Origin of the sequence: Mesorhizobium sp. WSM4884 (assembly GCF_029625675.1) — a bacterium.
Taxonomy (GTDB): Bacteria; Pseudomonadota; Alphaproteobacteria; order Rhizobiales; family Rhizobiaceae; genus Mesorhizobium.
Window position 1 is genome coordinate 1 of the sequence record NZ_JARTVO010000010.1, and the last position, 22,460, is coordinate 22,460.

20 protein-coding genes and 1 pseudogene are annotated in these 22,460 nt (G+C 58.0%); 9 read left to right on the plus strand and 12 right to left on the minus strand.

Translation table 11 applies throughout. The features are described 5' to 3' along the window. Positions 1-188: 188 nt before the first annotated feature. The 12 genes and pseudogenes from P9236_RS17385 to P9236_RS17440 all read right to left on the minus strand — a co-directional run bounded on the left by P9236_RS17385 (position 189) and on the right by P9236_RS17440 (position 15,742). A complete protein-coding gene (locus P9236_RS17385; RefSeq protein WP_063169260.1) occupies positions 189-2,060 on the minus strand; it encodes an acyltransferase family protein in 1,872 nt (623 codons plus the stop codon). An 83-nt stretch (positions 2,061-2,143) separates the two neighbouring features. Continuing rightward, the gene (locus P9236_RS17390) at positions 2,144-2,704 is read right to left on the minus strand and encodes a CpaD family pilus assembly lipoprotein (protein ID WP_063169261.1); all 561 of its coding nucleotides are present in this window, start codon (positions 2,702-2,704) and stop codon (positions 2,144-2,146) included. 12 nt (positions 2,705-2,716) lie between these two features. Beyond that, complete coding sequence (locus P9236_RS17395; RefSeq protein WP_063170365.1) at positions 2,717-4,138, minus strand: type II and III secretion system protein family protein; 1,422 nt, start codon at positions 4,136-4,138, stop codon at positions 2,717-2,719. A gap of 71 nt (positions 4,139-4,209) precedes the next feature. Then, entirely contained in the window at positions 4,210-4,896 is a 687-nt protein-coding gene (locus tag P9236_RS17400) for a response regulator transcription factor (RefSeq protein WP_063169262.1), read from the minus strand. Positions 4,897-5,701: 805 nt separating this feature from the next. Next, positions 5,702-5,870, minus strand: a pseudogene (locus P9236_RS17405) (transposase); the annotation flags it as partial. Between the two features lie 714 nt (positions 5,871-6,584). Beyond that, a complete protein-coding gene (gene tdh, locus P9236_RS17410; RefSeq protein ID WP_063169264.1) occupies positions 6,585-7,619 on the minus strand; it encodes an L-threonine 3-dehydrogenase in 1,035 nt (344 codons plus the stop codon). A gap of 65 nt (positions 7,620-7,684) precedes the next feature. Further along, entirely contained in the window at positions 7,685-8,698 is a 1,014-nt protein-coding gene (locus tag P9236_RS17415) for an adenosine kinase (protein ID WP_063170366.1), read from the minus strand. 100 nt (positions 8,699-8,798) lie between these two features. Then, positions 8,799-9,974, minus strand: coding sequence for a methionine adenosyltransferase (gene metK, locus P9236_RS17420; protein WP_063169265.1), 1,176 nt, complete (start codon positions 9,972-9,974; stop codon positions 8,799-8,801). A 57-nt stretch (positions 9,975-10,031) separates the two neighbouring features. Further along, positions 10,032-11,369: a serine hydroxymethyltransferase gene (glyA, locus tag P9236_RS17425; RefSeq protein ID WP_063169266.1), complete on the minus strand. Its 1,338-nt coding sequence runs from the start codon at positions 11,367-11,369 to the stop codon at positions 10,032-10,034. Positions 11,370-11,406: 37 nt separating this feature from the next. Next, positions 11,407-11,751, minus strand: a complete 345-nt coding sequence (locus tag P9236_RS17430; protein ID WP_082826567.1) for a helix-turn-helix domain-containing protein — start codon at positions 11,749-11,751, stop codon at positions 11,407-11,409. A 1,056-nt stretch (positions 11,752-12,807) separates the two neighbouring features. Next, positions 12,808-14,742, minus strand: a complete 1,935-nt coding sequence (locus tag P9236_RS17435) for an HrpF/NolX family T3SS translocon protein (protein ID WP_024505366.1) — start codon at positions 14,740-14,742, stop codon at positions 12,808-12,810. Positions 14,743-15,043: 301 nt separating this feature from the next. Beyond that, entirely contained in the window at positions 15,044-15,742 is a 699-nt protein-coding gene (locus P9236_RS17440) for a secretin N-terminal domain-containing protein (RefSeq protein ID WP_024505367.1), read from the minus strand. Between the two features lie 187 nt (positions 15,743-15,929). On the opposite strand from P9236_RS17440, the gene P9236_RS17445 reads away from it, so the two are divergent. The 9 genes from P9236_RS17445 (at position 15,930) to P9236_RS17485 (ending at position 22,460) form a co-directional block, all read left to right on the plus strand. Further along, entirely contained in the window at positions 15,930-16,439 is a 510-nt protein-coding gene (locus P9236_RS17445) for a nodulation protein NolB (protein ID WP_024505368.1), read from the plus strand. Between the two features lie 9 nt (positions 16,440-16,448). Further along, positions 16,449-17,312: a type III secretion inner membrane ring lipoprotein SctJ gene (sctJ, locus tag P9236_RS17450; protein ID WP_024505369.1), complete on the plus strand. Its 864-nt coding sequence runs from the start codon at positions 16,449-16,451 to the stop codon at positions 17,310-17,312. Beyond that, entirely contained in the window at positions 17,257-17,943 is a 687-nt protein-coding gene (locus P9236_RS17455; protein ID WP_210326671.1) for a nodulation protein NolU, read from the plus strand. The genes sctJ and P9236_RS17455 overlap by 56 nt, the downstream gene beginning before the upstream one ends. Beyond that, the gene (sctL, locus tag P9236_RS17460) at positions 17,940-18,563 is read left to right on the plus strand and encodes a type III secretion system stator protein SctL (protein ID WP_024505371.1); all 624 of its coding nucleotides are present in this window, start codon (positions 17,940-17,942) and stop codon (positions 18,561-18,563) included. The genes P9236_RS17455 and sctL overlap by 4 nt, the downstream gene beginning before the upstream one ends. Then, entirely contained in the window at positions 18,560-19,918 is a 1,359-nt protein-coding gene (gene sctN, locus P9236_RS17465; protein ID WP_063169268.1) for a type III secretion system ATPase SctN, read from the plus strand. The genes sctL and sctN overlap by 4 nt, the downstream gene beginning before the upstream one ends. Further along, on the plus strand, positions 19,894-20,406 hold the full coding sequence (locus P9236_RS17470) for a hypothetical protein (RefSeq protein ID WP_063169269.1): 513 nt from the start codon (positions 19,894-19,896) through the stop codon (positions 20,404-20,406). The genes sctN and P9236_RS17470 overlap by 25 nt, the downstream gene beginning before the upstream one ends. A gap of 89 nt (positions 20,407-20,495) precedes the next feature. After that, positions 20,496-21,524 (plus strand): type III secretion system cytoplasmic ring protein SctQ, encoded by a 1,029-nt coding sequence (gene sctQ / locus P9236_RS17475; protein WP_095769044.1) that lies wholly within the window; start codon positions 20,496-20,498, stop codon positions 21,522-21,524. Next, positions 21,517-22,182: a type III secretion system export apparatus subunit SctR gene (sctR, locus tag P9236_RS17480; protein WP_029354851.1), complete on the plus strand. Its 666-nt coding sequence runs from the start codon at positions 21,517-21,519 to the stop codon at positions 22,180-22,182. The genes sctQ and sctR overlap by 8 nt, the downstream gene beginning before the upstream one ends. Positions 22,183-22,184: 2 nt before the next feature. Continuing rightward, positions 22,185-22,460: an EscS/YscS/HrcS family type III secretion system export apparatus protein gene (locus P9236_RS17485; RefSeq protein WP_024505375.1), complete on the plus strand. Its 276-nt coding sequence runs from the start codon at positions 22,185-22,187 to the stop codon at positions 22,458-22,460.

The window sequence follows — 22,460 nt, forward strand, 5'->3', positions numbered from 1 at the left end:
TCCACATGGCAGCCTAAAGTCAAAAACGCCTATCAGTCGCCTCGCCCTGATCGAGGACAACCTGTTGAAGCTCCACACCTAGGTCACTATCGGGGGGCCTTAAACCTGAACAGCTCCATCGTCGCGGCTGCTGCGGAAGCAGGAGCTATCACTGGGACCCGTACTGGTGCTTGTCAGCCGCTGAGCCGCTACTTCGTCTTAGGAAGAGCATTGTCCTTGCCAAAAGCCGGCCAGTATTTCGAGATTGCCAGTGTGGCGCCGGCTGAAGAGAAATGACCATAGTCGAAATATAAAAACTCTCCTCTATCGAAATAGGCGCAGCGTCCTGCGCTGCACAGGAATTTCAGCGGATCGATGAATGTGGCGCCTTTGGTAAATGAGCGCACACGTTCGTTGACGTCGGGGTCCATCGCGATCGGCCAGGACGTATCGTCCAGATTTTGGCGCTTGGCGAAGAACGCAATTTTCCGGACGTCAGTTGGGAACTGCGGAGACTGGCCGATGACAAACACGCGCACGCCCAGGGCACGAAGCGTAGCGATTGTTTGCTGAAGACCGTCGAAACCTCTGACCTCATAGTCACTCCATCTACCGCTGAGGATAACCGTCTTGATGTCCGCTTCCAAGATGACGTCCAAGGCCTTGCGATTGAACCGGACACAATCAAGACGATCGTACGGGTAGTAATAGAGTATCGGCGCGCAGCTGGCGTACGTATATTCAACGATGTTCGCCTGCAATCGATTTATGTTAGCACCCAAGCCGGAAACATAGTGCGCGGCGAAGGAGTCGCCCCACAAAAAAACCGTTGTTGGAAAACCGCTGGTGCGCGTGCAATCCTCCATATTCCAGCTTTCGATCCGGCTGGTGCCCTCGTTGAAACAGATGCCATTCCTCCAGTCCCCGACGGAAATGCGCCGCTGGACATAGTCCGGAAACCGTTGCGGAAAGCCGTTGCCGAGCGCCCCCGCCGCTCCGCCGGCACAAAGGACAACGATCGCGAGCGCTGAAAAGGCGAAGATAGGCCCCGGGGAGGTGAAGGCCCTCTTCTGTCGAAACGGCTGCTCTACAAACTTCCAGGAGAATGCAGCCAATGCGAGGCTTGCCACCAACATCGCACCGGTCATCAACGGATCGAGTTTTTGGAACGAAAGATAGTGCGCGAACGCATTGAGAGGCCAGTGAACAAGATACAACGAATACGAGATGAGCCCAATCCAGACCAGCGGCCTGACTTCGAGCATGCGGGTGGCGACCGTCGAGGGGGTATTTTGGCCAACATAGATCAGAAGGGCCGTTCCGATGCATGGATACAAGGCGTTGTAGCCTGGGAACGGATCACTCGCCGAAATCGCGAAGAACCCGATGGCGAGAAGGCCAAATCCGGCCACCCCCACCGACTCCATCAGGAGTCGGTTGCCCAGCGGCGAGGGGCATTTGAGCATGAGCAGGGCGCCCAACATGAGTTCCCAGATTCGGGTCGGCAGCAGATAGAATCCGGCGGTGGGTGCCAGCGATGTCGCCATCACCGCCACTACGAAGCTGCAGAGAATTATCGGAAGAAGTGTCGTCAGCCAGCGCTTCCCGATGTAGCGATAGATTAGGAACATCAGGATTGGTGCGAAGATGTAGTACTGCTCCGCTACGGAAAGCGGCCAAGTGTGCAACAGTGGTAGAAGCGCGGCATCGATAGAGAAGTAACTTGACGTTTTCCAGAAGAAAACGTTCGACCAGAAGGTCGAGGTAGCTATGATGCTAAGACTGAATCCGCGCAGATCCGGTGGCAGAAGAATGAACAATGCCGCAATGCAGGTGAGAAGCATCACAAAGACGAGCGCCGGCAGAATGCGCCGGGCACGGCGCCAGTAGAAGTTGACGATGGAAAATTGGCCGCGTTCAAGGTCATCCAGGAGGCTTCCGCTGGTTAGGTAGCCGGAGATGACGAAGAAGATATCGACCCCGCTAAAGCCACCCGGGATCGCCGAAATTCCGAAATGAAAGAGTACGACCGGAAGTACAGCAACGGCCCTAAGGCCCTCGATATAGCGCCTATATTGCATCCAGCGGTTCCTTTTATTTTAGATCAGGACGCGATTGGAAGCTTTCAATCTCCGGTAGGAGTGCTGCCGAGATAAGGGCGGTATCAGCCACCTTTATCCGTCCCGAATGTTCTGTAAGTTGCAACTGGTACAGAAGCACGATCGCCATCGCCGGCCTTGACGGCCTGATTGTCGAGCAGATCGCGCGGATCGTTGACCATCACGGCCAGGTTATGTCCTGTCGAACAACCAAGCGGCTGTTTGAAGGATTCTTCATTGGGTAAGGCACCATATGAGGGACAGACCGGCGGACGGGCGTGATAGACAATCGCCTCAATTCGCACTGAGCCGGCGTCGTGTTGATCGCGCAATTGAATGTTGTCTTCTTCGATTGCCAACTGCCTGGCCTGATGGGCTACCCCTGCGCTGAGCTGGGGCGAACCGCTGATGAGGAGGTGGATGGCATCGAACCGGCCGCGACTGGCCTTGTCTAGGAAAACACGCAAACGCTGCCGTTCGGAAGCGCGCAGGCTTTGCAACGTCAGGACGGTGGTCTCCTCTCGGACAAGCATTGGTGCCGATGGTTCGACATCAACTGGCGTAGTGCTTGTGCAGCCACTTACGCTTGGTGCCAGAGCGACAAAGAGGATTATAAAACGCAACATCTTTGGATGACACTATTCGATGATGAAGCCGAGACCGCCCTGGGCGCTTGGCGCGCCCGCACGGATAGCAGCGCGGTCTCGCGGGGGACTTGTCACGGAATTCGTCGGAGCGCCCCCTCCGTTCAAAGCCGGTGCCGCCCGCTCGGTCGGTGCGCTCATCTGGTTTGGGTTGGAGCCTGGTCTTACAATGTAAGGCGTAACTAGAATGACCAGTTCTGACTCCTCTTTTTGAAACGAGGTCGAGCGAAAAAGCGGTCCCAGGATCGCCAGTTCTCCGAGCCAGGGAAAGGCCCTGACATCATTGTTGACGTTCCGCCTGATTAGACCGCCGATTGCGAAGCTCTGGCCGCTGGCGAGTTCGACGACCGTATCGGCTCGGCGCGTGGAAACTGCCGGCACGGAAATTCCGTTGATTTGCACGGCACCTTGCGTCGACAGTTCACTGACTTCGGGCGTTACGTGAATGTTGATTTGATTGTTGCTGAGAACTGTCGGCACAAATTCCAGACTGACGCCGAAGTGACGGAATTCAACCGATACCTGCCTGTTTTCCTGCAGGACAGGAATGGGAAATTCGCCGCCCGCGAGAAAGCTGGCCTTTTCACCCGACATAGCGGTGAGGTTCGGCTCAGCCAGGACGGAAGCTATATGCTCCTTGGCGAGCGCGTCGAGAACCGCGCTGACGTTGACGGCACCGTTGTCGAATCCGATTTCTGCTGTACCGCCACCCTGGGTTGAACCAGACCCAGCGCTTGCAGCGCTTCCGCTTAGAACGCCCACTTTGAAATTGCCGATTTGACCGAAGGCGGACAAGTTGACGCCGAGTGACTTCATGGCGCTGCGTGAGACTTCGGCTACGCGCACGCTGAGGTTAACTTGCAGGGATCCAGCGACCTTGATGTTGTTGACGACTTGCGCTCCGTCGCCCAGATATTGCTCAGTGACTCTTTTTGCGGTGTCGGCGACCTCTGCGTCGGGCGCCGTCCCGCTAAGGATTGCGCCGCGCGGCGTATAGTTGACGCGGATGGGATAGTCGCCGACCTGCTCCCGCAACATGGCGCGTAAATCCCCGATCGGTTGCGTGACAACGATACGCAATTCGGCGAGAGGCTCGCCATTGCCATCCAAGGCGAATAGGCTGGTCCGCCCCGATTTCTTGCCAAAGACGAAGATTGTTTTGCTCGATGGCGCCTGAAAATCCGCGATCGTGGGGTCAGCAACAAAGATGGTCGTGGCTGGCCCGGGCAGATGAACGGTCTCCCCGAGCGAAGAGGAAAGGGTCAGCGTGGCGTTGATGCTATTCGAAGCCGCATGCGGCGGGCCTTTGTCCTGCTTGTTTTGCGCCGCGACACCAAGTGGGAAAGTCACAATAAGCGCGCAGAGGAGATGGCCCAGGTAACGGGGCACTGCAGGTCTTGTAACCTTGTTGGCGATCGCCCGCCAATTGAGCGCAGCGCAAGGATGTTGAAGGATCAGCAAAATAGATCTTCTTTCGATTCGACAAACTATGCGGACGAGGCGTCAGTCAATTCTAGGATGTAACCAATGCCTCGGATGGTCTTGATCCGTGGCGTTGCACCTGATCTGGTCAGATGTCCCCGTAAACGATAAATTCCGACTTCAAGCGCGTTGGCAGACACGTCGTCGTTGAATGAATAGAGGTGATCTTCCAATTGCGCACGGGGCACGATGCGGCCTGCCCGGTTAAGCAGGTGCTCTAGAACACAGAGTTCGCGACGTGCGATCATCATTGGGTGCCCATCAACGAAAACCTGGCGGGCGACCGGATCAAAGTCGAGATTGCCAAATACGAGCCTCAGGTCGGTCATCTGTGTCGCCCGGCGCAGAATGGCTCTCATTCTGGCAATAAGCTCATCGGTAGAGATGGGTTTGAGCAGAAAGTCGTCCGCACCACCGTTGAAGATCGCAATTCGCTTATCGAGATCGTTAAGGCTGCTCATAATGACGGCAGGAACTGAATGCCCGTGGGTCCTCAACTGCCTCAGCCAACCCAAGCCATCGCCATCTGGCAGAGCCAATTCCAGCAGGAGAATTTCATAGCTGGCGCAAGAAAATGCACTCGAAGCCAGTTCCAGAGTACCAACGACATCAACGACGAAGCCGCCATCCCCGAGCGCAAGTCGCATGGCGCGCGCAAGATCCGCATGATGATCCACGAGCAGCGTTCGCATTTCATCTCCTCTCGAAGAGGGACGGCCCATCGAACGCGTCACCGGCGGCCATCTGATCGGAGCACACGGCGCGCAACTCGTCGCAGCTCTCGGAACTGGTCCGAGTCGGAGGGACATGCAAGTCGCTCGGTGGCAATAGGCGCGGGTGAGGACCAACTGACGGGCTCAAATACGCCGGTCGGCGAACCCACGAGGCCAGCAACCCGCGTGCGATTTCTCGTTGCATCATCTCTCCTACGTGCAGCCCCTGCGCTCGCAAGGCAGCGTCGCGGCTCAGAGCCCGATTCCCACAGAGGGTAGGGTTAGCTTTCGAGAAACTGATTGAACAAATCGATTATTTGGATCGAATGCATCCACGGTATGGATGCAGCGCACCATCTTCAACGACTGCGGCGTCCTGATGCACTGTTGTGTCTGTCGTGCTCTGCTTTTTTCGCTGTCCTTCAAGGCTGGCGAGCCTGGTGGAACCTGCGCGTCATTGGCTTGGTAGCTTGAATGCTCAACAACGGAGCGCCCTGCGCAAAGCCGCTCTCATTTCCAAAAAGCCTTGCAATCTGGTTGGAGCACTTCGCGCTCGACACCAAAATAGGCGAGGAAAACTGACGTCTGACAGGGATGTACATGCAACAGCCGATTTGCGGCACCAGCAAACGACCGCGTTCAGGCTGAAGATCGACGACCAACGGCTCCTCGATTTCCGCACTTTTACAAGCTCTTCCTGTGCGGGCGGATGCCGGCAAACAGCAGCACAGGGTCAGCGAAACCGGGAGCGGGCCTGCTTGATCGCCATGATCACATTGCCGCTGTCGCGCGTGCGGAGCGGAATGCAATCGGTCCAGCCGGCGGCAATCCGGTCAGCACCATCGTCTGCACGAAGCTCCCTGACGAAGACGTGCCCGAATGCGCTCAACAAAGCCGGGCGGCGGATCTTTCCAATCGCCGAAGGTGCGGGCTGGCACCGAGCGGCGAACTGCGAACTCATTCCTGCCCGGCGGCGCTGGCCGCCGCGAGCGTCGATGCGGACCCAGCCGCTCCGAATCCTCCCACAACACGATGAGCGCGTCGCGGACATCGCTGCCGTAACAGCGGCTGCGGCTCTTGCCCGCAGACGGCCTCTGCTCACGACGGTTCATAAGACGGATCGCGCGCTTGCGAATAATAGCCGGTTACCGCCTCGAACTCATCCAGAATGCGCCGCTTGTCAACGCCGCAATAAAGCTCCACGATCGCCGCTTCACCGTGTCGCCATGCTGAGCCGCGCCATCCTTCCCCCGAACCGGAATGGCACGACCTGTCCATCCCCTTTGGAACAGGACACTATTGGTAACATTTTGCTTGAGGCAATGCGGCTCGTTGCCTTCCTTTTCGCTGACCGGAAGGGTACCGGAAGTCGTCTATCGCATCTTACCCGCTGAAAGCGGCAACACCTCGACCTCAATCGCAGATCATAGGAAATAGACGATCGCGTCGGGGCCTCAGCATCGGTTCACCGGGTTTCCGTCATCGACTGAAGCGAATTGCCCCATCGACCGTCACCGGGTGGGCCGCGATACGTCGCCGTATATGATTAGCGAGCGCACGTAGCGGAGCCATAGCTCTCCACCCAGCCATGTTCCCCTAGTTGGAAAATGTCCGGCGGACCAGAGGTGCTGTCGTCAGCTTTTCCTGAATAGCGGCCAAGGCAATCCCTACCAGTCCATCACCACCTTGCCGGAACTGCCGCTCTTCATCGCATCGAAACCGATCTGAAAATCGTCGATGCCGATGCGGTGGGTGATCAGGCCGGAGACATCCAGCGGACCCTGCACAAGCGCGATCATCTTGTACCAGGTTTCGAACATCTCGCGGCCGTAGATGCCTTTGAGATGCAGCATCTTGAAGATGACCTTGTTCCAGTCGATCTCGAAGCCGGTCGGCGCGATGCCCAGAATGGCGATCTTGCCGCCATTGTTCATGGTGTCGATCATGTCGCGGAAAGCGGGGGCGGCGCCTGACATTTCGAGGCCGACGTCGAACCCCTCGGTCATGCCGAGCACCGGCATGACGTCGCGCAGCTTCTCCTTCGAGGCGTCGACGACATGCTGGACGCCGAGTTTCTTGGCTAGCGCCAGCCGCACCGGGTTGATGTCAGTGATGACCACTTTGCGCGCGCCGACGCATTGGGCGACGAGCGCGCCCATGATGCCGATCGGCCCGGCGCCAGTCACCAGCACGTCCTCGCCGACCAGATCGAAGGACAATGCGGTGTGGACGGCATTGCCCAAGGGATCGAAGATCGCGGCAATCTCATCGGGCACATCGTCGGGGATCGGCACGACATTGTGCTGCGGGATCGCCAGATACTCGCCGAAGGCGCCTGGACGGTTGACGCCGACGCCGAGCGTGTTGCGGCACAGATGCCCTCGCCCGGCGCGACAGTTGCGGCAATGGCCGCAGACGATGTGGCCTTCGCCCGATACACGCTGGCCGACCTTGTATTCGGTGACCGCTGCGCCGAAATCGGCAACGGTGCCGACGAATTCATGGCCCGTCACCATCGGCACCGGCACCGTCTTCTGCGCCCACTGGTCCCAATTGTAGATGTGCACGTCGGTGCCGCAGATCGCCGTCTTCTTGATCTTGATCAGCACGTCGTTGGGGCCGATTTCCGGCACCGGCACCTCTTCCATCCAGATGCCCGGTTCGGCCTTGGCCTTCACAAGCGCCTTCATCATGTTCGACATCAGGATTTCCCTATTCCGTGATTGCGCTTCTGGCGAGATAGCCTGCACAACGGGAAGGTAGGCCACTAACTCGTTTGAACGTCCGGAATGGTCAGCCCCGCCTGCTCAGCCTCGCGGCGCAAATTCTGACGGGGCCTGGGGCCGATCTGCTGGATCACCAATCCGGCTGCCAGTGAGCCAAGGTCGCCGCAAGTCTGCAGGTCGCGGCCTTGCGTGTAGCCATGCAGGAAGCCGGCGGCATAGAGATCGCCGGCGCCCGTCGTGTCGACCAGTTCCTTGATGGCGGTCGCCTTGATCACCACGGTCTCGTCGCCGCGCACGATCACCGAGCCTTTTTCCGAGCGGGTGACGGCGGCGATCCGGCAATCCTTGCGGATCTGGGCCAGCGCCTCGTCGAACGACGATGTCTGGTAGAGCGACTTGATCTCGTGGCTGTTGGCAAAGACGATGTCGACCGTGCCCGAGCGCACCAGGTCGAGGAATTCGTCGCGGTAGCGGTCGACGCAGAACGAATCCGACAGCGTCATCGACACTTCTCGGCCTGCCGCGTGCGCCAGCTTCGCCGTCTGGCGGATTGCCTCCTTGGCGCGCGGCGGGTCCCACAGATAGCCTTCGAAATAGGTGACCTTGGCGCCGGACGCCTTGTCGGCTTCGACATCCTCAGGGCCAAGCTCGACGCAGGCGCCGAGATAGGTGTTCATCGAGCGCTCGCCGTCGGGCGTGACGAAGATCATCGAGCGCGCCGTCGGCGGCTCACCCTTGAGCGGCGTGGTGCCGAAGGCGACGCCCTGCGCATGGATGTCGTGGGCGTAGATTTCGCCCAGCGCATCGTTGGAGACCTTGCCGAAGAAGGCCGCGCGGCCGCCAAAGCTGGCGACGCCGGCCGCCGTGTTGCCGGCGCTGCCGCCGGACGCTTCGATCGCCGGGCCCATGCGGCTGTAGAGCAGTTCGGCGCGTTGTGTGTCGATGAGGTTCATCGCGCCCTTGATGATGCCGTTGGTCTCGAGGAATTCCTCGTCGCACTGGGCGATGATGTCGACAATGGCATTGCCGATGCAAAGCACGTCATAATCCGGCATCAAAATCTCCGCCAAAACCCGAGCCGGCTTCTTGCCACGCCGGCCGGGCGTGGTCTCGCGAGTTGAAATGGGTTGCCGCATGCGCTTGATCCAGCCGCCCTCACGCAGCTGCCGGTCCGGCTTCACGCAGCAAATCGTCAGCTTTGTCCGTCTTCTCCCAAGTGAACTCAGGCTCTTCACGCCCGAAGTGTCCGTATGTCGCCGTCTTGCGGTATATCGGCCGTAAGAGATCAAGCATCTTGATGATGCCTTTCGGTCGGAGATTGAAAACCTCGAGAACAAGGCGCTCGATCCTTTTTTCCTCGATCCTTGCGGTTCCGAAGGTATTGACCATGACAGAAACCGGACTGGCCACGCCGATCGCGTAGGCAAGCTGAACCTCGCAGACCTCCGCAAGGCCGCTGGCAACGATGTTCTTCGCGACATACCGGGCGGCATAGGCCGCCGAGCGGTCAACCTTGGATGGGTCCTTGCCCGAAAAGGCACCGCCGCCGTGACGCCCGGTCCCACCGTAGGAATCGACGATGATCTTCCGTCCTGTGAGGCCGCAGTCGCCGGCAGGCCCACCGACCACGAACCGCCCTGTTGGGTTGACCAGAAATCTGATCCCCGAAGTATCCAGGTGGGCCGGCAGGACCGGTTTTATGATCTCCTCAATGACGCCTTCGCGGACCGTGGCTTGTGAGACCGCTTCGTCATGCTGCGTTGACAGGACTATGGTATCCAGCGCCACCGGGCGGAGCCCTTCGTAGCGTACCGACACTTGAGATTTCACGTCCGGACGCAGCCAGCCAAGCTGTCCCGCTTTCCGGACCTCGGCCTGTCTTTTCGTCAAATGGTGAGCGAGTTGGATCGGCAGGGGCATCAATGTATCCGTCTCGTTGCATGCGAATCCAAACATGATGCCCTGATCCCCTGCCCCTTGCCCGAGATCCTGCCCTCGTCCTTCATCAACGCCCTGGCTTATGTCGGGCGACTGCTCGGTGAGGGCCAGAACGACGGCGCAACGTCGACCATCAAAGCCAATCGCATCATCGTCGTAGCCAATATCGAGTATCGTATCGCGGGCGACTTGGCTGTAATCGATGTGGGCATGGCTGGTGATCTCGCCAGCCACAACGACCATCCCCGTCTTCACCAACACTTCACAGGCGACGCGCGCCTTCGGATCGGTGCGCAGGACCGCATCGAGAATGGCATCGGAGATGTTGTCTGCCATCTTATCGGGGTGTCCCGCGCCGACGGATTCGGAAGAGAACACGAACTGCCTGGTCATAAAAATGCCCTCGCTTCAAGTGCTGGAGTTAGTGAGGAGTTTCTGGATTGGGGTGGCTTATCGGTCGGGGATGCCGGGAACATCGAACGCAGTGCAGAAGTCGGCAACGTCTCTTCGTACGCTCGCATGAACTTCCTGGTCATCGGGCTGGCGGCAGACCGAGTCGATGAAAGCGGCGATCTGCACCATCTCCGTTTCGCGCATGCCCATGGACGTCACCGCTGGTGTCCCTAAGCGGATGCCGCTTGTCAGCGCCGGATGCCGCCGGTCGCCCGGGACCATATTGAAATTCGCAATGATGCCTGCACGCGATAAGCGCTCCGCATAGGCTTTGCCTGACAGCGACCGGTCCCGAAGATCAAGGATCAGCATGTGATTGTCAGTGCCCCCGGTGACGAGTTCATAACCTCGCTCCAGAAGTGCCTGGGCCAGAGCCTTGGCGTTGTGGACGATCTGCTGACCGTAGACACGAAAGGACGAGTTCGCTGCTTCCTGCAAAGCGACGGCAAGCGCGGCGATAGTATTCATATGCGGTCCGCCTTGCAGAAGAGGGAACACGGCGCGGTCTATACGTTTGGCCAGATTGTGTTTGCTCTTCGGATGATGGAGGGGCTGATAACGGTCTTCATTCCTTGATAAAATGAAGCCACCCCGGGGACCGCGGATCGACTTGTGAGAGGTGCTGGTGACCACATCGCAATGGGACACGGGGTTCGGATGCACTCCTGCGACAACCAGGCCGCAGATGTGGGCGATGTCAGCCACCAGATACGAGTTCACCTCCGAAGCAATTTCGGCCATTGCCGCGTAGTCAAAAATACGCGGATAAGCAGTTCCGCCGACCCAAATTAGCTTCGGGCGTTCCCGCTTGGCGGTCTCGCGCAAGTGGTCATAGTCAATTTGCTGTGTCTTTTCGTGCAGCCTGTACGGGACGCGCTGATAATCGCTGCCGGAAAAATTGACGGACCAACCGTGAGTCAGATGGCCGCCTTCGGGTAAAGGCAAGCCCATGACTTTGTCACGGGGGCTCAAAAGCGCGCGATAGACAGCCTGGTTGGCTGGCGAGCCTGAATAAGGCTGGACGTTGGCATGTTCACTGCCAAATAGCGCTTTCAGGCGCTCGATCGCGAGGGTCTCAAGCTCATCGACGATCTCGTTTCCGGCGTAGTAGCGCGCACCGGGGTATCCCTCGGCATACTTGTTGGTGAAAATCGACCCGGTCGCTTCCAACACCGCCGAGGAGGCAAAGTTCTCGGAGGCGATCAGTTTGAGAGTTGTCCGCTCCTGACGCTCCTGTCTTAGAAGCAGTTCGTGAACGCGGGAGTCGACGGCGGCTAAGTGAGGCCGCCCGTAAGTGTCGGGCTGCGCGATGGCGCCGCCGGCGGAGTTATCCATGGTAGTCGCGCTCCATTTGGACTGATCTATTTCACGATCAAGCAGGCGGTCCCTTCAACCGCGCGTCTTGTATTGCTTCCAGGCGTTGTAGGTCTCTTTTATGATGGCCATCATCGTGGGGCAGGAGATCGACCACCAATTGAGCCAGCTCGCCATCCTTGCCTCCTGCTTGCATATGGTACGAAGACTGCGGACGTTGTTCGTTGCAGCAAAGAAAGTTGGCTCTGACCAGCCGCCGAACGTGGCGTCGAACCTGCTCGCGAGGCAGACCGGTAATATCGGCCAGCTCGCCGACGGTTAGATCCGCATGCGCGCAAAGGCCCAGGATTCGAAGGCGATCAAGATGCGCTGCCGTCCTTAGGCGATTTACCAGTGTCAACATTGGTTAGCATCAACCCGGACGGGATGCAGCAAGCCGCTAGCCCTTCTATCCCCATCAATCCGCATGAGACCTCTCTCGTCATTTGCTGTAAATCCGCTGGTATGGATGCTAATGGAAGATAGATCACAGTCCTTTCTACGACTAAGACGCCAGATATTGGGGCTAATGTACCACCTGACAGGAGACTACACTCACGAACATTATGTGAATTTTTTTTAACGTTGCTGAGAATCAAGGGGGAGGTTTGGCGAATGTCTCGCCGTCGACTGTCGAATCCTGCCCGACGGGATTATAGGGTGCGTAGCCTGCTTGTCCTTTCCACATGACCAGCGACGATGGGGCGAAGGCGGCAGACATAGCTCTGGAGCATGCTGCGGTATCTTTGGCCTGAAGCCGAGGAAGGCGGACCGTGGCTTCCGCGCCGCTGCCGGGAGCCCGCGAACAGGCCAAGTGGATCAGCCGGGTGTTGCCGTCATAGAGCGTGAGACCCAAAGCTGGCCAGCCGCGCCCTGAGGCTGACGCACCGCTCAGCGTCCACCTTGCTCTCGAAGCCCATCGGCATAGCGCCGATAACGACTTGACCGCGTGCGTGTCGACGAGCGATCGGTGAGCGCAAGGATCGAGGGTGCAGTGCAGGATAATGCTGTTTTAAATCAGCGCTGTTTTCAGCCGACTGCCTTGAGCGTGGCACGAGGATATAGGCCCAAGGCAGGAGATCATCGTCTGCTGTTCGGGAGGCCGCCCTGGGCGCGCGACAGCCGTTCCTTCGGCTGCGCCGCTCCGCCACCATCCGCGCCGTGCCTTCCGGAGACCATTCCCGCTACCGGCCGGCGCCCGTGAAAACCTCGACCCGGCGCACCGGCTCGAGATGGCTGGGCTCAGCGTAACTCTGAAGTCGTCATATACCGAAGTCTTCACAGACTTCGGACATCCCCCTCACAGTCCGATCCAGATGGCGTCAGGAACACCGCTTGCGTTGATGCGGATGAACCCCTGCTTGTGCCACAATGACCCTTATGTCAGCGCGCGAGCCAAAGCTTCCGCGCAAGGCGACGGCTAGGATAAGGCAATGCCGACGAAGGGCACATTGCTTGCCACACTCTGGAATGATGGCATGCTCGGAAGGCCTAGGCTTTGCTCAGGGCCGCCTGCAAGGCGCGCTTTGAGGTTATTCACATAGCCTTCTGCGTAGTCCTGCGCCGTCGAGACCGAAAGATCAATGCCTGCCGCCAAGGCCTCTTCCATCAGGTGCTTTACGAGCCCATTTCGAATGGCCAGCTTGACCTCGGGGCCTGCGATAAGGCCGATCGCCTGCGCGGCCATATTGAGGCCAGCTTCCTCCAGCGCTCGCTTCATATCGCCTCCGTTAATGGCCGTACGCAGGAGATTGGCTGCTTGCGACTCAGCCTCGAGAACCATCGAGGCAAGATCGGCTACTTGTCCGAGGCCCGGAATGAAGCTGAGCAGTCCCACCGCCGTTGCCGCCAAGTCGAGCACTTTCGTCTCGATTTTGAGCACGGAGTCGACGACGTGCATGACGGCCCCGCCGTTCTTTTTGGCTGACTTAATGTCAGGCTGGTCCATCAGGCCCATCTTCATGTCCGCGACGGCATTCTGCTCTTCTGCGGTTTGGGCGCCGTGGGTGATTGGCTGCTGAACGTTGCGGTTCGCAGACGACATGTTTGTGCAAAAATGGGCAAAGTCTTTTTTGCTGATATTGCCGGAATCAACCGTATGCCCGCCGCCAAAGTCGAAGAATTTATGATGGGTCTTATAGCCCGTGATCGAATTGTTCAGGAGGCCAAACAAAAGAGGATCTGAAAGGAGCTGAGAGGCTGCTTCCCGCACTTTCGGATCAAGGCTCTTGTCGTCTTTCATTTTCGCCAGTTTGTCGCGAGTCAGAACACCGCTTCCAAAGAACGTGTCCTGATGGTCCTTGATCATCTCGACCGTATTCAGCTCAGTTTGCGTGAGGCTCATCGACGATGAGGCGACTTGCAGGAAATCCTCTTTGTGCATCTTCCCTTTCGAGCCACCGCACAACTGGTTCCAAGCATCGGGGTGATCGAGGAAATATTGCGCCGCCGCAATGACCTGGGGCGGAAATTTGCCGTTTTTCGATTCGCCGCCGACCATTTTCTTGAACTCATCCAGACTCAGGTCCTTGGACAGATTTTCGGAGTACCGGTAAAACTCCCGCAAGGCATCGCTCAAGGTCATGACCGAAGGCTGCAAACCTCCGCTGCCGTCGGATGGTATGTAGTTCTGCTCGTAGCTTCGCGCTTGGGCTTCCTGAAATGCAGCAACTTGTGGGTGGTGGTTTGAAAATCCGGCCAAGTCCTTGGCGTTGATCTTGCCTCCACAGCGGCCGTCGCCCTGCGAGCCAATCGCATAAAAAAGTCCCGAATCCTGCTGCAGTCCCTGGATCGCCGCTTTCAGATCCGGTGGCGTAGAGGGATCATTGGCTTTGTCGGTCAACGACTTCCAAGTAAGCGGGCATTGGTCCTTGTGACGGTTGAGTACCGCAACAATCTGCAACTCAGCCGTGGTCAGCGACCCACCGTTCCACGTGATTCCGGGGCTCGGCCTGGGAGCCGGCTCGATCTTCGGAGTGACGCCGAGCAGATGTTGGGCTTCAGTCGCCTTGGAGCGTTGCGATTGGTCCTCCTTGAGAGCCGCCCTCATATTTGGCGGCAGCAGATCCAGTGGGTGTTGCTCCAAGCCATTCAATGTCAAGACATCCGGTGCCAGATGGCCCAAAGGGTCCTGCCGCAATTTATCCATTGTCGAATCAAGATTCGACGCTGGCAGATCCCCTTGCGCGAAAGAGCCGGGCTTGTCTGCCAGCACACAAGTGGACAGCATCGCTTCGAAGCACGATGCACTTTGCTGATGCTGGGTCGCAAAATGGGAAACTTTCAGGCCCGGCCAACCCCTTGCGGACTGTAGCGAATTTGAGCGGTAGAAAGTTGAAAGATTACTGGCCGACATTATGCATCCTCAGACGTGACGTTGAAATCCCCACAAGAGACCCCGACAGAAGATCCCTTGCGTTTCACAAAATTCGACAATTCCAAGCGTCGGCAGGTCACGAATGCGCCTGCCCTGCCTTCAATTGCTGTGTTCCGGGCCGGCTCCAAGGTTCGGTCCAACACAATGGCCGGAGTCACCGCGAGAGCTGCCGGGACTCATCATGAGCGGATTAGCTTTCGAGAAACTGACGAGTTTGCGAAGAGTTCACAAAGGGGTAGCCGCAGTCATGTTCTTCAGAGCTGCGGGAAATCCTCAATGTTCATTTCTTGCCCAGCTCAGGCTTCCCGCCAACGCTATCCTGTTGTGGGATGTCAGAAGAATAAGAAGCATCCGGTCGTCCGTCGCGAACGACCGTAGTGGAGGAGCCGCGAAACAAGATCAGCACTGATTCCTTTGGCGTTGCCGCTATGTGAGTCTGCGCCTGCGCCTGCGCCACCAAGCCGTTAAAGGTCTGCTCCACGAGTGCGACGAAGCGCGGTGGACCGGAAACGAAGACGAGGCCATTGCCTGGCACGGGTTTGACCACATAGCGCTCGTCGGAGATATCAAGCTTGTCGAGAGCCCCCTTGAACGCATCGAAGCGAATCGACGTCATCAAAAGCATTCGAGTTTGCGATTCTTGTGCAGCAGACACATAGAGCACAAGGCCGTCATAGTACCATTGTAGACCGTAAAGGTTCGTCAAGCGGTCGAGGAACGCGCGCGGTGGCAAATCAGGCATACGTCCGCGAATTCGCCCCTTCACCGCAGGACTGATGTTGACCCTGATATTCAGGTTGTTGCCGAATTCCTGCAACGCTGCAGCGAGCTCCTGATCCAGAACCGTGTATCTATAGGGTGTCGCCGGAAGGGACAGCGGGACTGCATGCGCCGGGTGAATCCCGGTGGACAGAAAAAACCCGGCACAAAGAAGTCTCAAAACATGCAGGGTGACGGGTTGGATAAGCGTTCTCGGCATGTCGCACTGATAAACCAAACGCTGAAATCATCACAAGTGACTAAATTGCCGAAGAGATTTTAGATTGTCGAAATGACGCCGCCGTTAGTCAGCTTGTTGTCAGCTTGCCCCCCTAGGAGTGTTGCGCCGACACCGGGTGATGAATGGGCGGGGCTCGCCCGGTCAGAGAGAGCAACCGAGTCCTTACATGATGATGCCTGTCACGTCGATCTCTGCCACTCTAACGGCTGGCCTCCCCAGGGTCGGATCACCGTCGATTGTCGAGCAGGCCCAGTTTGAGCGCGCCTTAGGGCATGCAGCCGACTCGCTGAAAAACGATGCCGCCGCGGGGCCAGCGAGTGCGGCGCCAGTTGCTGCGGCGATGGATGTTCAGCGCGCGGCTGCGCCGACGAGCGGCATGGGCGATCGCGTGTTGCAGACGATTTCCTCCCTATATCCACACAACACTGTTTCCTTCCCCGCGCTCGACCATGACATAGCCCTTTCGAAGGGCGCTCTACCGGGACCGGCGCAGAAGCTTCCCGTTCCAGGTGAGGCGGGAACCGGAATCTCGGGCATTCCCCAACAAGGGCAAGACTTCGAAACGATGATGGCTGGTCTTCGGGATGTTTACAACGGCGTCACCCAGGTGGCGCTTATCTCCAAAGGCGTCAGCGGCGTCACATCATCCGTGAATAAACTTTTGAAGGAAGGCTGAACCGCGCGCATGATTGGCTTGGCCGAGGGCGAAATCATGCGTGGCCTGTCAGGGTGGCGGTCGGTTAGACTTGTCATGCTGCCAGTTCTCGTCGCCCTCACTGCTTGCAAAGCCGACCTCTACACGCAATTGCAAGAGCGTGAGGCAAATGAAATGCTCGCACTTCTTGAAGACAACGGGGTCGCCGCGATCCGGGTGGTCGCCAAGGATGGAACCAGCACGATCCAGGTTGACGAAAAGCTGCTCGCCTTCTCAATCAACCTTCTGAACGCCAAGGGGCTGCCGCGCCAATCCTTCAAGAACCTCGGTGAGATATTCCAAGGATCAGGCCTGATTGCCTCGCCGACCGAAGAGCGTGCCCGTTACGTGTATGCCCTGAGCGAAGAGTTGTCGCGGACGATCAGCGATATCGATGGCGTTTTTTCTGTACGTGTTCACGTCGTGCTGCCGCATAACGACCTTGTGCGAGCCGGTGCCACGCCATCCTCGGCCTCGGTGTTTATCAGGCACGACGCAAAAACAAATGTCGCGGCTCTGCTGCCAAAGATAAAGATGCTTGTAGCCGACAGCATCGAAGGCCTGTCCTACGATAAGGTGGAAGTGGTTTTGGTGCCGGTAGAACGTTCCGCACACGAGCAACGGCCCGATCCGACTGCTGTTTTGCCACAAGCATCACTACCTCTTCCTGCGCCACTTCTGGCGACCGTAACAGGTTTTGCCGCAGCCGTATTCGCCGTGGCCTGTTATCTCTTGATCGGCGTTGTTACGCGTCGGCGCAAGCAATCAACCGGCGTTTCCAAGGTCGAGGGGCGCCGGGATGCTTCTGCTGTCGAGGCCATTCGCAAAAGAATGCCTGCAATTGGACGTGGGTGACATCTCATTGCCAATGCCTATACAGACCGCCCGACCTGATGGTCCGCACTTTCCGGGCGCGAGCGAGCTTGCGGCTTCGGCCCATCCAACCCGTCTTGCGGCGCGTCTTGATCCAGCGTTATCGGCCGAAACGTTAGTGAAGTTGCAGAAGTGTTCCAGACTGCATCCAAGGCTGGCAGAATTGCTGGGCAACGATGACGTGGATCTGAACCACATCGGCTGCAGGCCGGACCTTCTACGCGGGCATGATCCATATCGAGCGACCCTTCTTGCTGGTAGTATCTGGCATGCCCGTTCGCTGGTCGCGTTTGTCTCTCAGCCTGAGCTTGCCATCCTTGTTAAACGCATCGGCGTGGATGCACACGCATTCGGAATCCGACACCTGCTGCATGCTGTTGACAAAAGACTGATCTCGGACCCAGAAAAACTCGCTCAGCAAATCGAATACGATGGACACGCATGTCTTGGAGCTTGGCTCCAGGACAGTTCAGCGACCGAGCGTAACCGCGTGCTTCTTCGATTGCCCGAGGGGACTGCCGCGGAGACTCCAGCACATGAGCATTGGACCGCCGCCGGCCAATTGCTTTCACTTGTAGTAGCTCATTTTGAGACAGAGACCCCGGTGAAATGACAGTCGAACTTTCCGAGGGGCCAATAGCGCCGCAGATGCGTCCAGTCGGACCACTGATACCCGCGAGCGAGCTCGAAACCTGGCACAGCGCCGCGCAAGCCCTTGCCGCGGCAGAACGGCATCGGCAGCGCGTTCGAAACTGGGCACGCGCGGTTTACCAGCGGGCGTGGGCGCGCGGCCACATGGAGGGCTCGAATGCAGGCACCGAGGAGATGGCAGGGTTGATTGCGGAGACAATCTCCGAAATCGCGCGACGAAAGGCGGCTCTGGAGCAGGAATTGCCGCAGCTCGTGATGGAAATATTGAGCGATCTTATCGGCGCTTTCGATCCGGGCGAGCTATTGGTGAGGGCTGTTCGTCACGCCATAGAGTGTCAATACAGCGGCGCCGACGTTTGCCTTCATGTTTCTCCCATGCAAGTCGACATGCTTGCACGAGAGTTTGCTCGATGCGACGGCCAGGATGGTCGACCAAGGGTGCGGATCGAGCCCGACCCGACATTGTCGCCGCAACGCTGCGTGCTGTGGAGCGAGTACGGCAATGTTGACCTTGGACTTGACGCCCAGATGCGCGCGCTGCGCCTTGGTTTCGGGACGCTCTGTGAGAAAGGCGAGCTATGAGAAAGCCCGTCCCAGAACATAACGCTGACGCCCACACTCGAGCTCTCGTTCCAGCAATCTCGTCTTTGAGGGCTGCGGCCAAGCGAATTGACACGCGTGCGGTGCGCGGTCGGATCACGCGGGCTATCGGCACACTGGTTCATGCCGTCTTGCCAGACACTCGTATTGGGGAACTTTGCCTCCTAGAGGACCCGCGAACCGGGCTGTCGCTCGAGGCCGAGGTGATCGGCCTGTCGGGTGATGGTGTATTGCTGACACCGATCGGGGACTTGGTGGGCCTATCCAGCCGCGCAGAGGTCGTGGCCACTGGCCGAATGCGTGAGGTGCCCGTCGGCGGCGATTTGCTCGGTCGCGTGATCGACAGTCGTTGCCGCCCATTGGACGGCAAAGGCGAAATCAAGACCGTCGAAACTCGGCCCCTGCATGGCAGAGCCCCCAATCCGATGACGAGGCGCATGATTGAGCGGCCATTCCCGCTTGGGGTCCGTGTCCTCGATGGTCTGCTGACGTGCGGCGAGGGCCAGCGGATCGGGATTTATGGCGAGCCAGGTGGTGGCAAGTCGACGCTGTTGTCACAGATCGTAAAGGGTGCCGCCGCTGACGTCGTCATAGTGGCGCTCATAGGCGAACGTGGACGGGAAGTTCGTGAATTCATCGAAAGGAATCTTGGTGAAGAGGGCCTTCTCCGTACGGTCGTCGTGGTTGAAACATCCGACCGCTCGGCGGTAGAGCGTGCGCAATGCGCTCCAATGGCGACTGCGCTCGCGGAATATTTCCGCGATCAAGGCCTACGCGTTGCTCTCATGCTGGATTCGCTGACGCGCTTCTGCCGCGCTATGCGCGAAATAGGCCTTGCTGCGGGTGAGCCGCCGACGCGACGGGGCTTTCCTCCTTCCGTTTTTGGCATGCTGCCAGGCCTGCTCGAGCGCGCCGGCATGGGTGAGCGGGGCTCAATCACGGCCTTCTATACGGTGCTTGTAGAGGGTGATGGCACGGGTGATCCAATCGCCGAGGAATCGCGTGGTATTCTCGATGGCCATGTCATCCTCTCACGCGCTATTGCGGCGCGATCGCATTTCCCCGCTATTGATGTGCTGCAGAGTCGCAGCCGCGTCATGGATGCAGTCGTTTCGGGGACACATCGCAAGGCAGCATCCATTTTCCGCGAGCTCCTGTCGCGCTATGCCGAGACCGAGTTCTTGATCAATGTTGGCGAATACAAGCCAGGTGGAGATCCCCTGACTGACCGGGCTGTCGCGTCAATCGACGAACTGAGGGAGTTTCTGCGCCAGAGCGAAGATGACGCGTCAGATTTCGAGGAGACGGTCGCATGGATGTCGCGTCTGACCGCGTAAACTGGATTCAGTCTTCGAGTATACGGCTTCTGAAGGAAATGCAAGAGCGTCGTGCCCTTGGCGAGCTGTCCAAGAAGGAAGCCCAGCGCGATGTGGCCGCCTCAGCCGTACAAAATGCCTCTAGGGAGCTTGCAATGATACAGCAACATTGTTCAAGAAAAGAAGCAGCGCTCTATCAGCATCTGATGTCACTCGACAACTTGTCTAGCGCAGCGCTCGACCGTCACCGCCTTCACACTGAACAACTTGCCGCTGAGATCAATTCCAGACGGCAGATGCTTGATGATACCCAAATCGCTCAAGAGGAGGCTGAGATGGCGGCGTCCAGGACGAGGGAGCTATGGGTCATATGTTCGGCGGCAAGGGACAAATGGCAACAAATCGAGGACGACGTGCGGCGCGCCGTCGAGACTCATTCGGAGGCCGCAGCCGAGATCGAGGCCGACGATGAGATACTGCTGAAATATGCGAGGGGGTCGCTTGCCTAAATGCCGCGCAACCGGATCCGACGGTCGCAAGAGGTCGTCCGAATGACACGACCGTGCAGTCTTTGATAGGCGCTGCGGTCACACCCGCCATGTTCGAACCAGTTCTGAAACTGTCCCACACGGTTGTCTCGTGGCTCAATGATACAGCAGCGCCGCGCACGCCGTTTCAAAGCCGGATCAACGAGGTGCCGCTATCGGTGCGAACGGCAGGGCTTGTCTGGCAGCAGGAACCTGCTGCCATTCCGATGCTTGACTGCGTCTGGAGAGTGGGAGCCGAAACGGTCATCTTGTCACTGTCGCGCCCGCTCGTAGAGGAGTTCATCACGACAGTGCAGAACGGCTTGGCCTTCCCTTCCGAGCCAACTGCTTCGCTAATTCTCGAACTCGCTCTGGAGCCGCTTGTCACTCGACTGGAGGAGACGACGCGTCTGAACGTGCAACTCGTGCGGGTATGCGAAGCCACGATGCTGGCTCCTCATCTTGAACTCGACATCATTTTCGGCGCGGTCAAGGGCAAGGGCCGTCTATTCCTGTTCACGCCACTTGACGGCTTAGTACCGCCTGCGTTTCGCGCGCTAGGCGAACTGCTTGCCCAGTTGCCGCGGCAGCTGGGCGGGCTGCCTCCAGAGCTCCCGCTCATTGTTGCAGGAGAGGTCGGCACGCTTCGCCTTCCTGCGGCGCTTCTTCGAAGCGCATGTGTCGGTGATGCATTGTTGCCCGATATTGCGCCGTTCGGCCGCGGCCAGATCACCCTAGCTGTCGGCCAGTTGTGCGCCGAGGCGGATCTTGACGGCGATGAATTAATCTTGCGGGGGCCTTTCCGCCCGCGACCGTGTCCTTTGGAGAGTGCGCATATGACACAACCCGGATCGCAACTGGAGCTTACTAAGGATCTCGACGATGTCGAGATCGTGCTTGTCTTTGAATGCGGCCGCTGGCCTATTTCTCTTGGGGAATTAAGAAGTGCCGGCGAAGGGCATATTTTTGAACTTGGATGGCCGATCGACGGCCCGGTCGACATAGTGGCCAATGGTCAGCGTATCGGGCGTGGCGACATTGTCCGCATCGGAGAAGAGCTGGGCATCAGGCTCCGTGGCGGGTTTGCATGCAATGAGTGAAGCTCAGCCGACAATCCTGGCGCTTCTTGCGGTTACCGCCGGACTCGGTCTGCTGGTTTTAGCAGTTGCCACGACAACGGCCTTTGTAAAGGTATCAATTGTTCTTTTCCTCGTCCGCAATGCGCTCGGGACCCAGACCATACCACCCAATGTGGTGCTGTACGCCGCGGCGATGATCCTCACTATGTTCGTTAGTGCGCCCGTTGCTGAGCAGACCTATGACCGCATGTCGGATCCCAAGCTCCACTATCAGACATTCGACGACTGGGTAAGCGCCGCTAAAGCCGGAAGTGAGCCCTTGCGCGAGCATCTCAAGAAATTCACAAATGAAGAGCAGCGGCGATTTTTCCTATCTTCGACAGAAAAGGTCTGGCCAGAGGAAATGCACGCTGCAGCCACGCCTGATGACTTTGCAATACTTGTACCATCTTTCTTGCTATCAGAATTGAAGCGCGGATTTGAGATAGGATTTCTACTTTATCTGCCTTTTATTGTTATAGATCTGATAGTGACAACTATCTTGATGGCAATGGGTATGTCGATGGTCTCACCAACTGTTATATCTGTTCCGTTCAAGATCTTCTTGTTTGTTGCCATTGATGGTTGGTCAAAATTGATGCATGGGCTTGTGCTGAGTTATACGTTACCGGGAGGCTGATCATCACTGAATCCAGCATCATTACTCTTATGAGCCAATCACTGGTGGTTTTCATGATCTGGATTCTACCGCCGCTCATTGCATCAGTGGTTGTCGGCCTCGTCATCGGCATCCTCCAGGCGGCGACGCAGATCCAGGATGAAAGCTTGCCGCTCACCGTGAAGCTTCTGGTCGTTGTCGCGGTGATTGGGCTGTTTGCTCCTGTGCTAAGCGCCCCGCTCATAGAGCTAGCCGATCAGATCTTCACCGAGTTTCCCGCAATGACACTTAGCTACTAG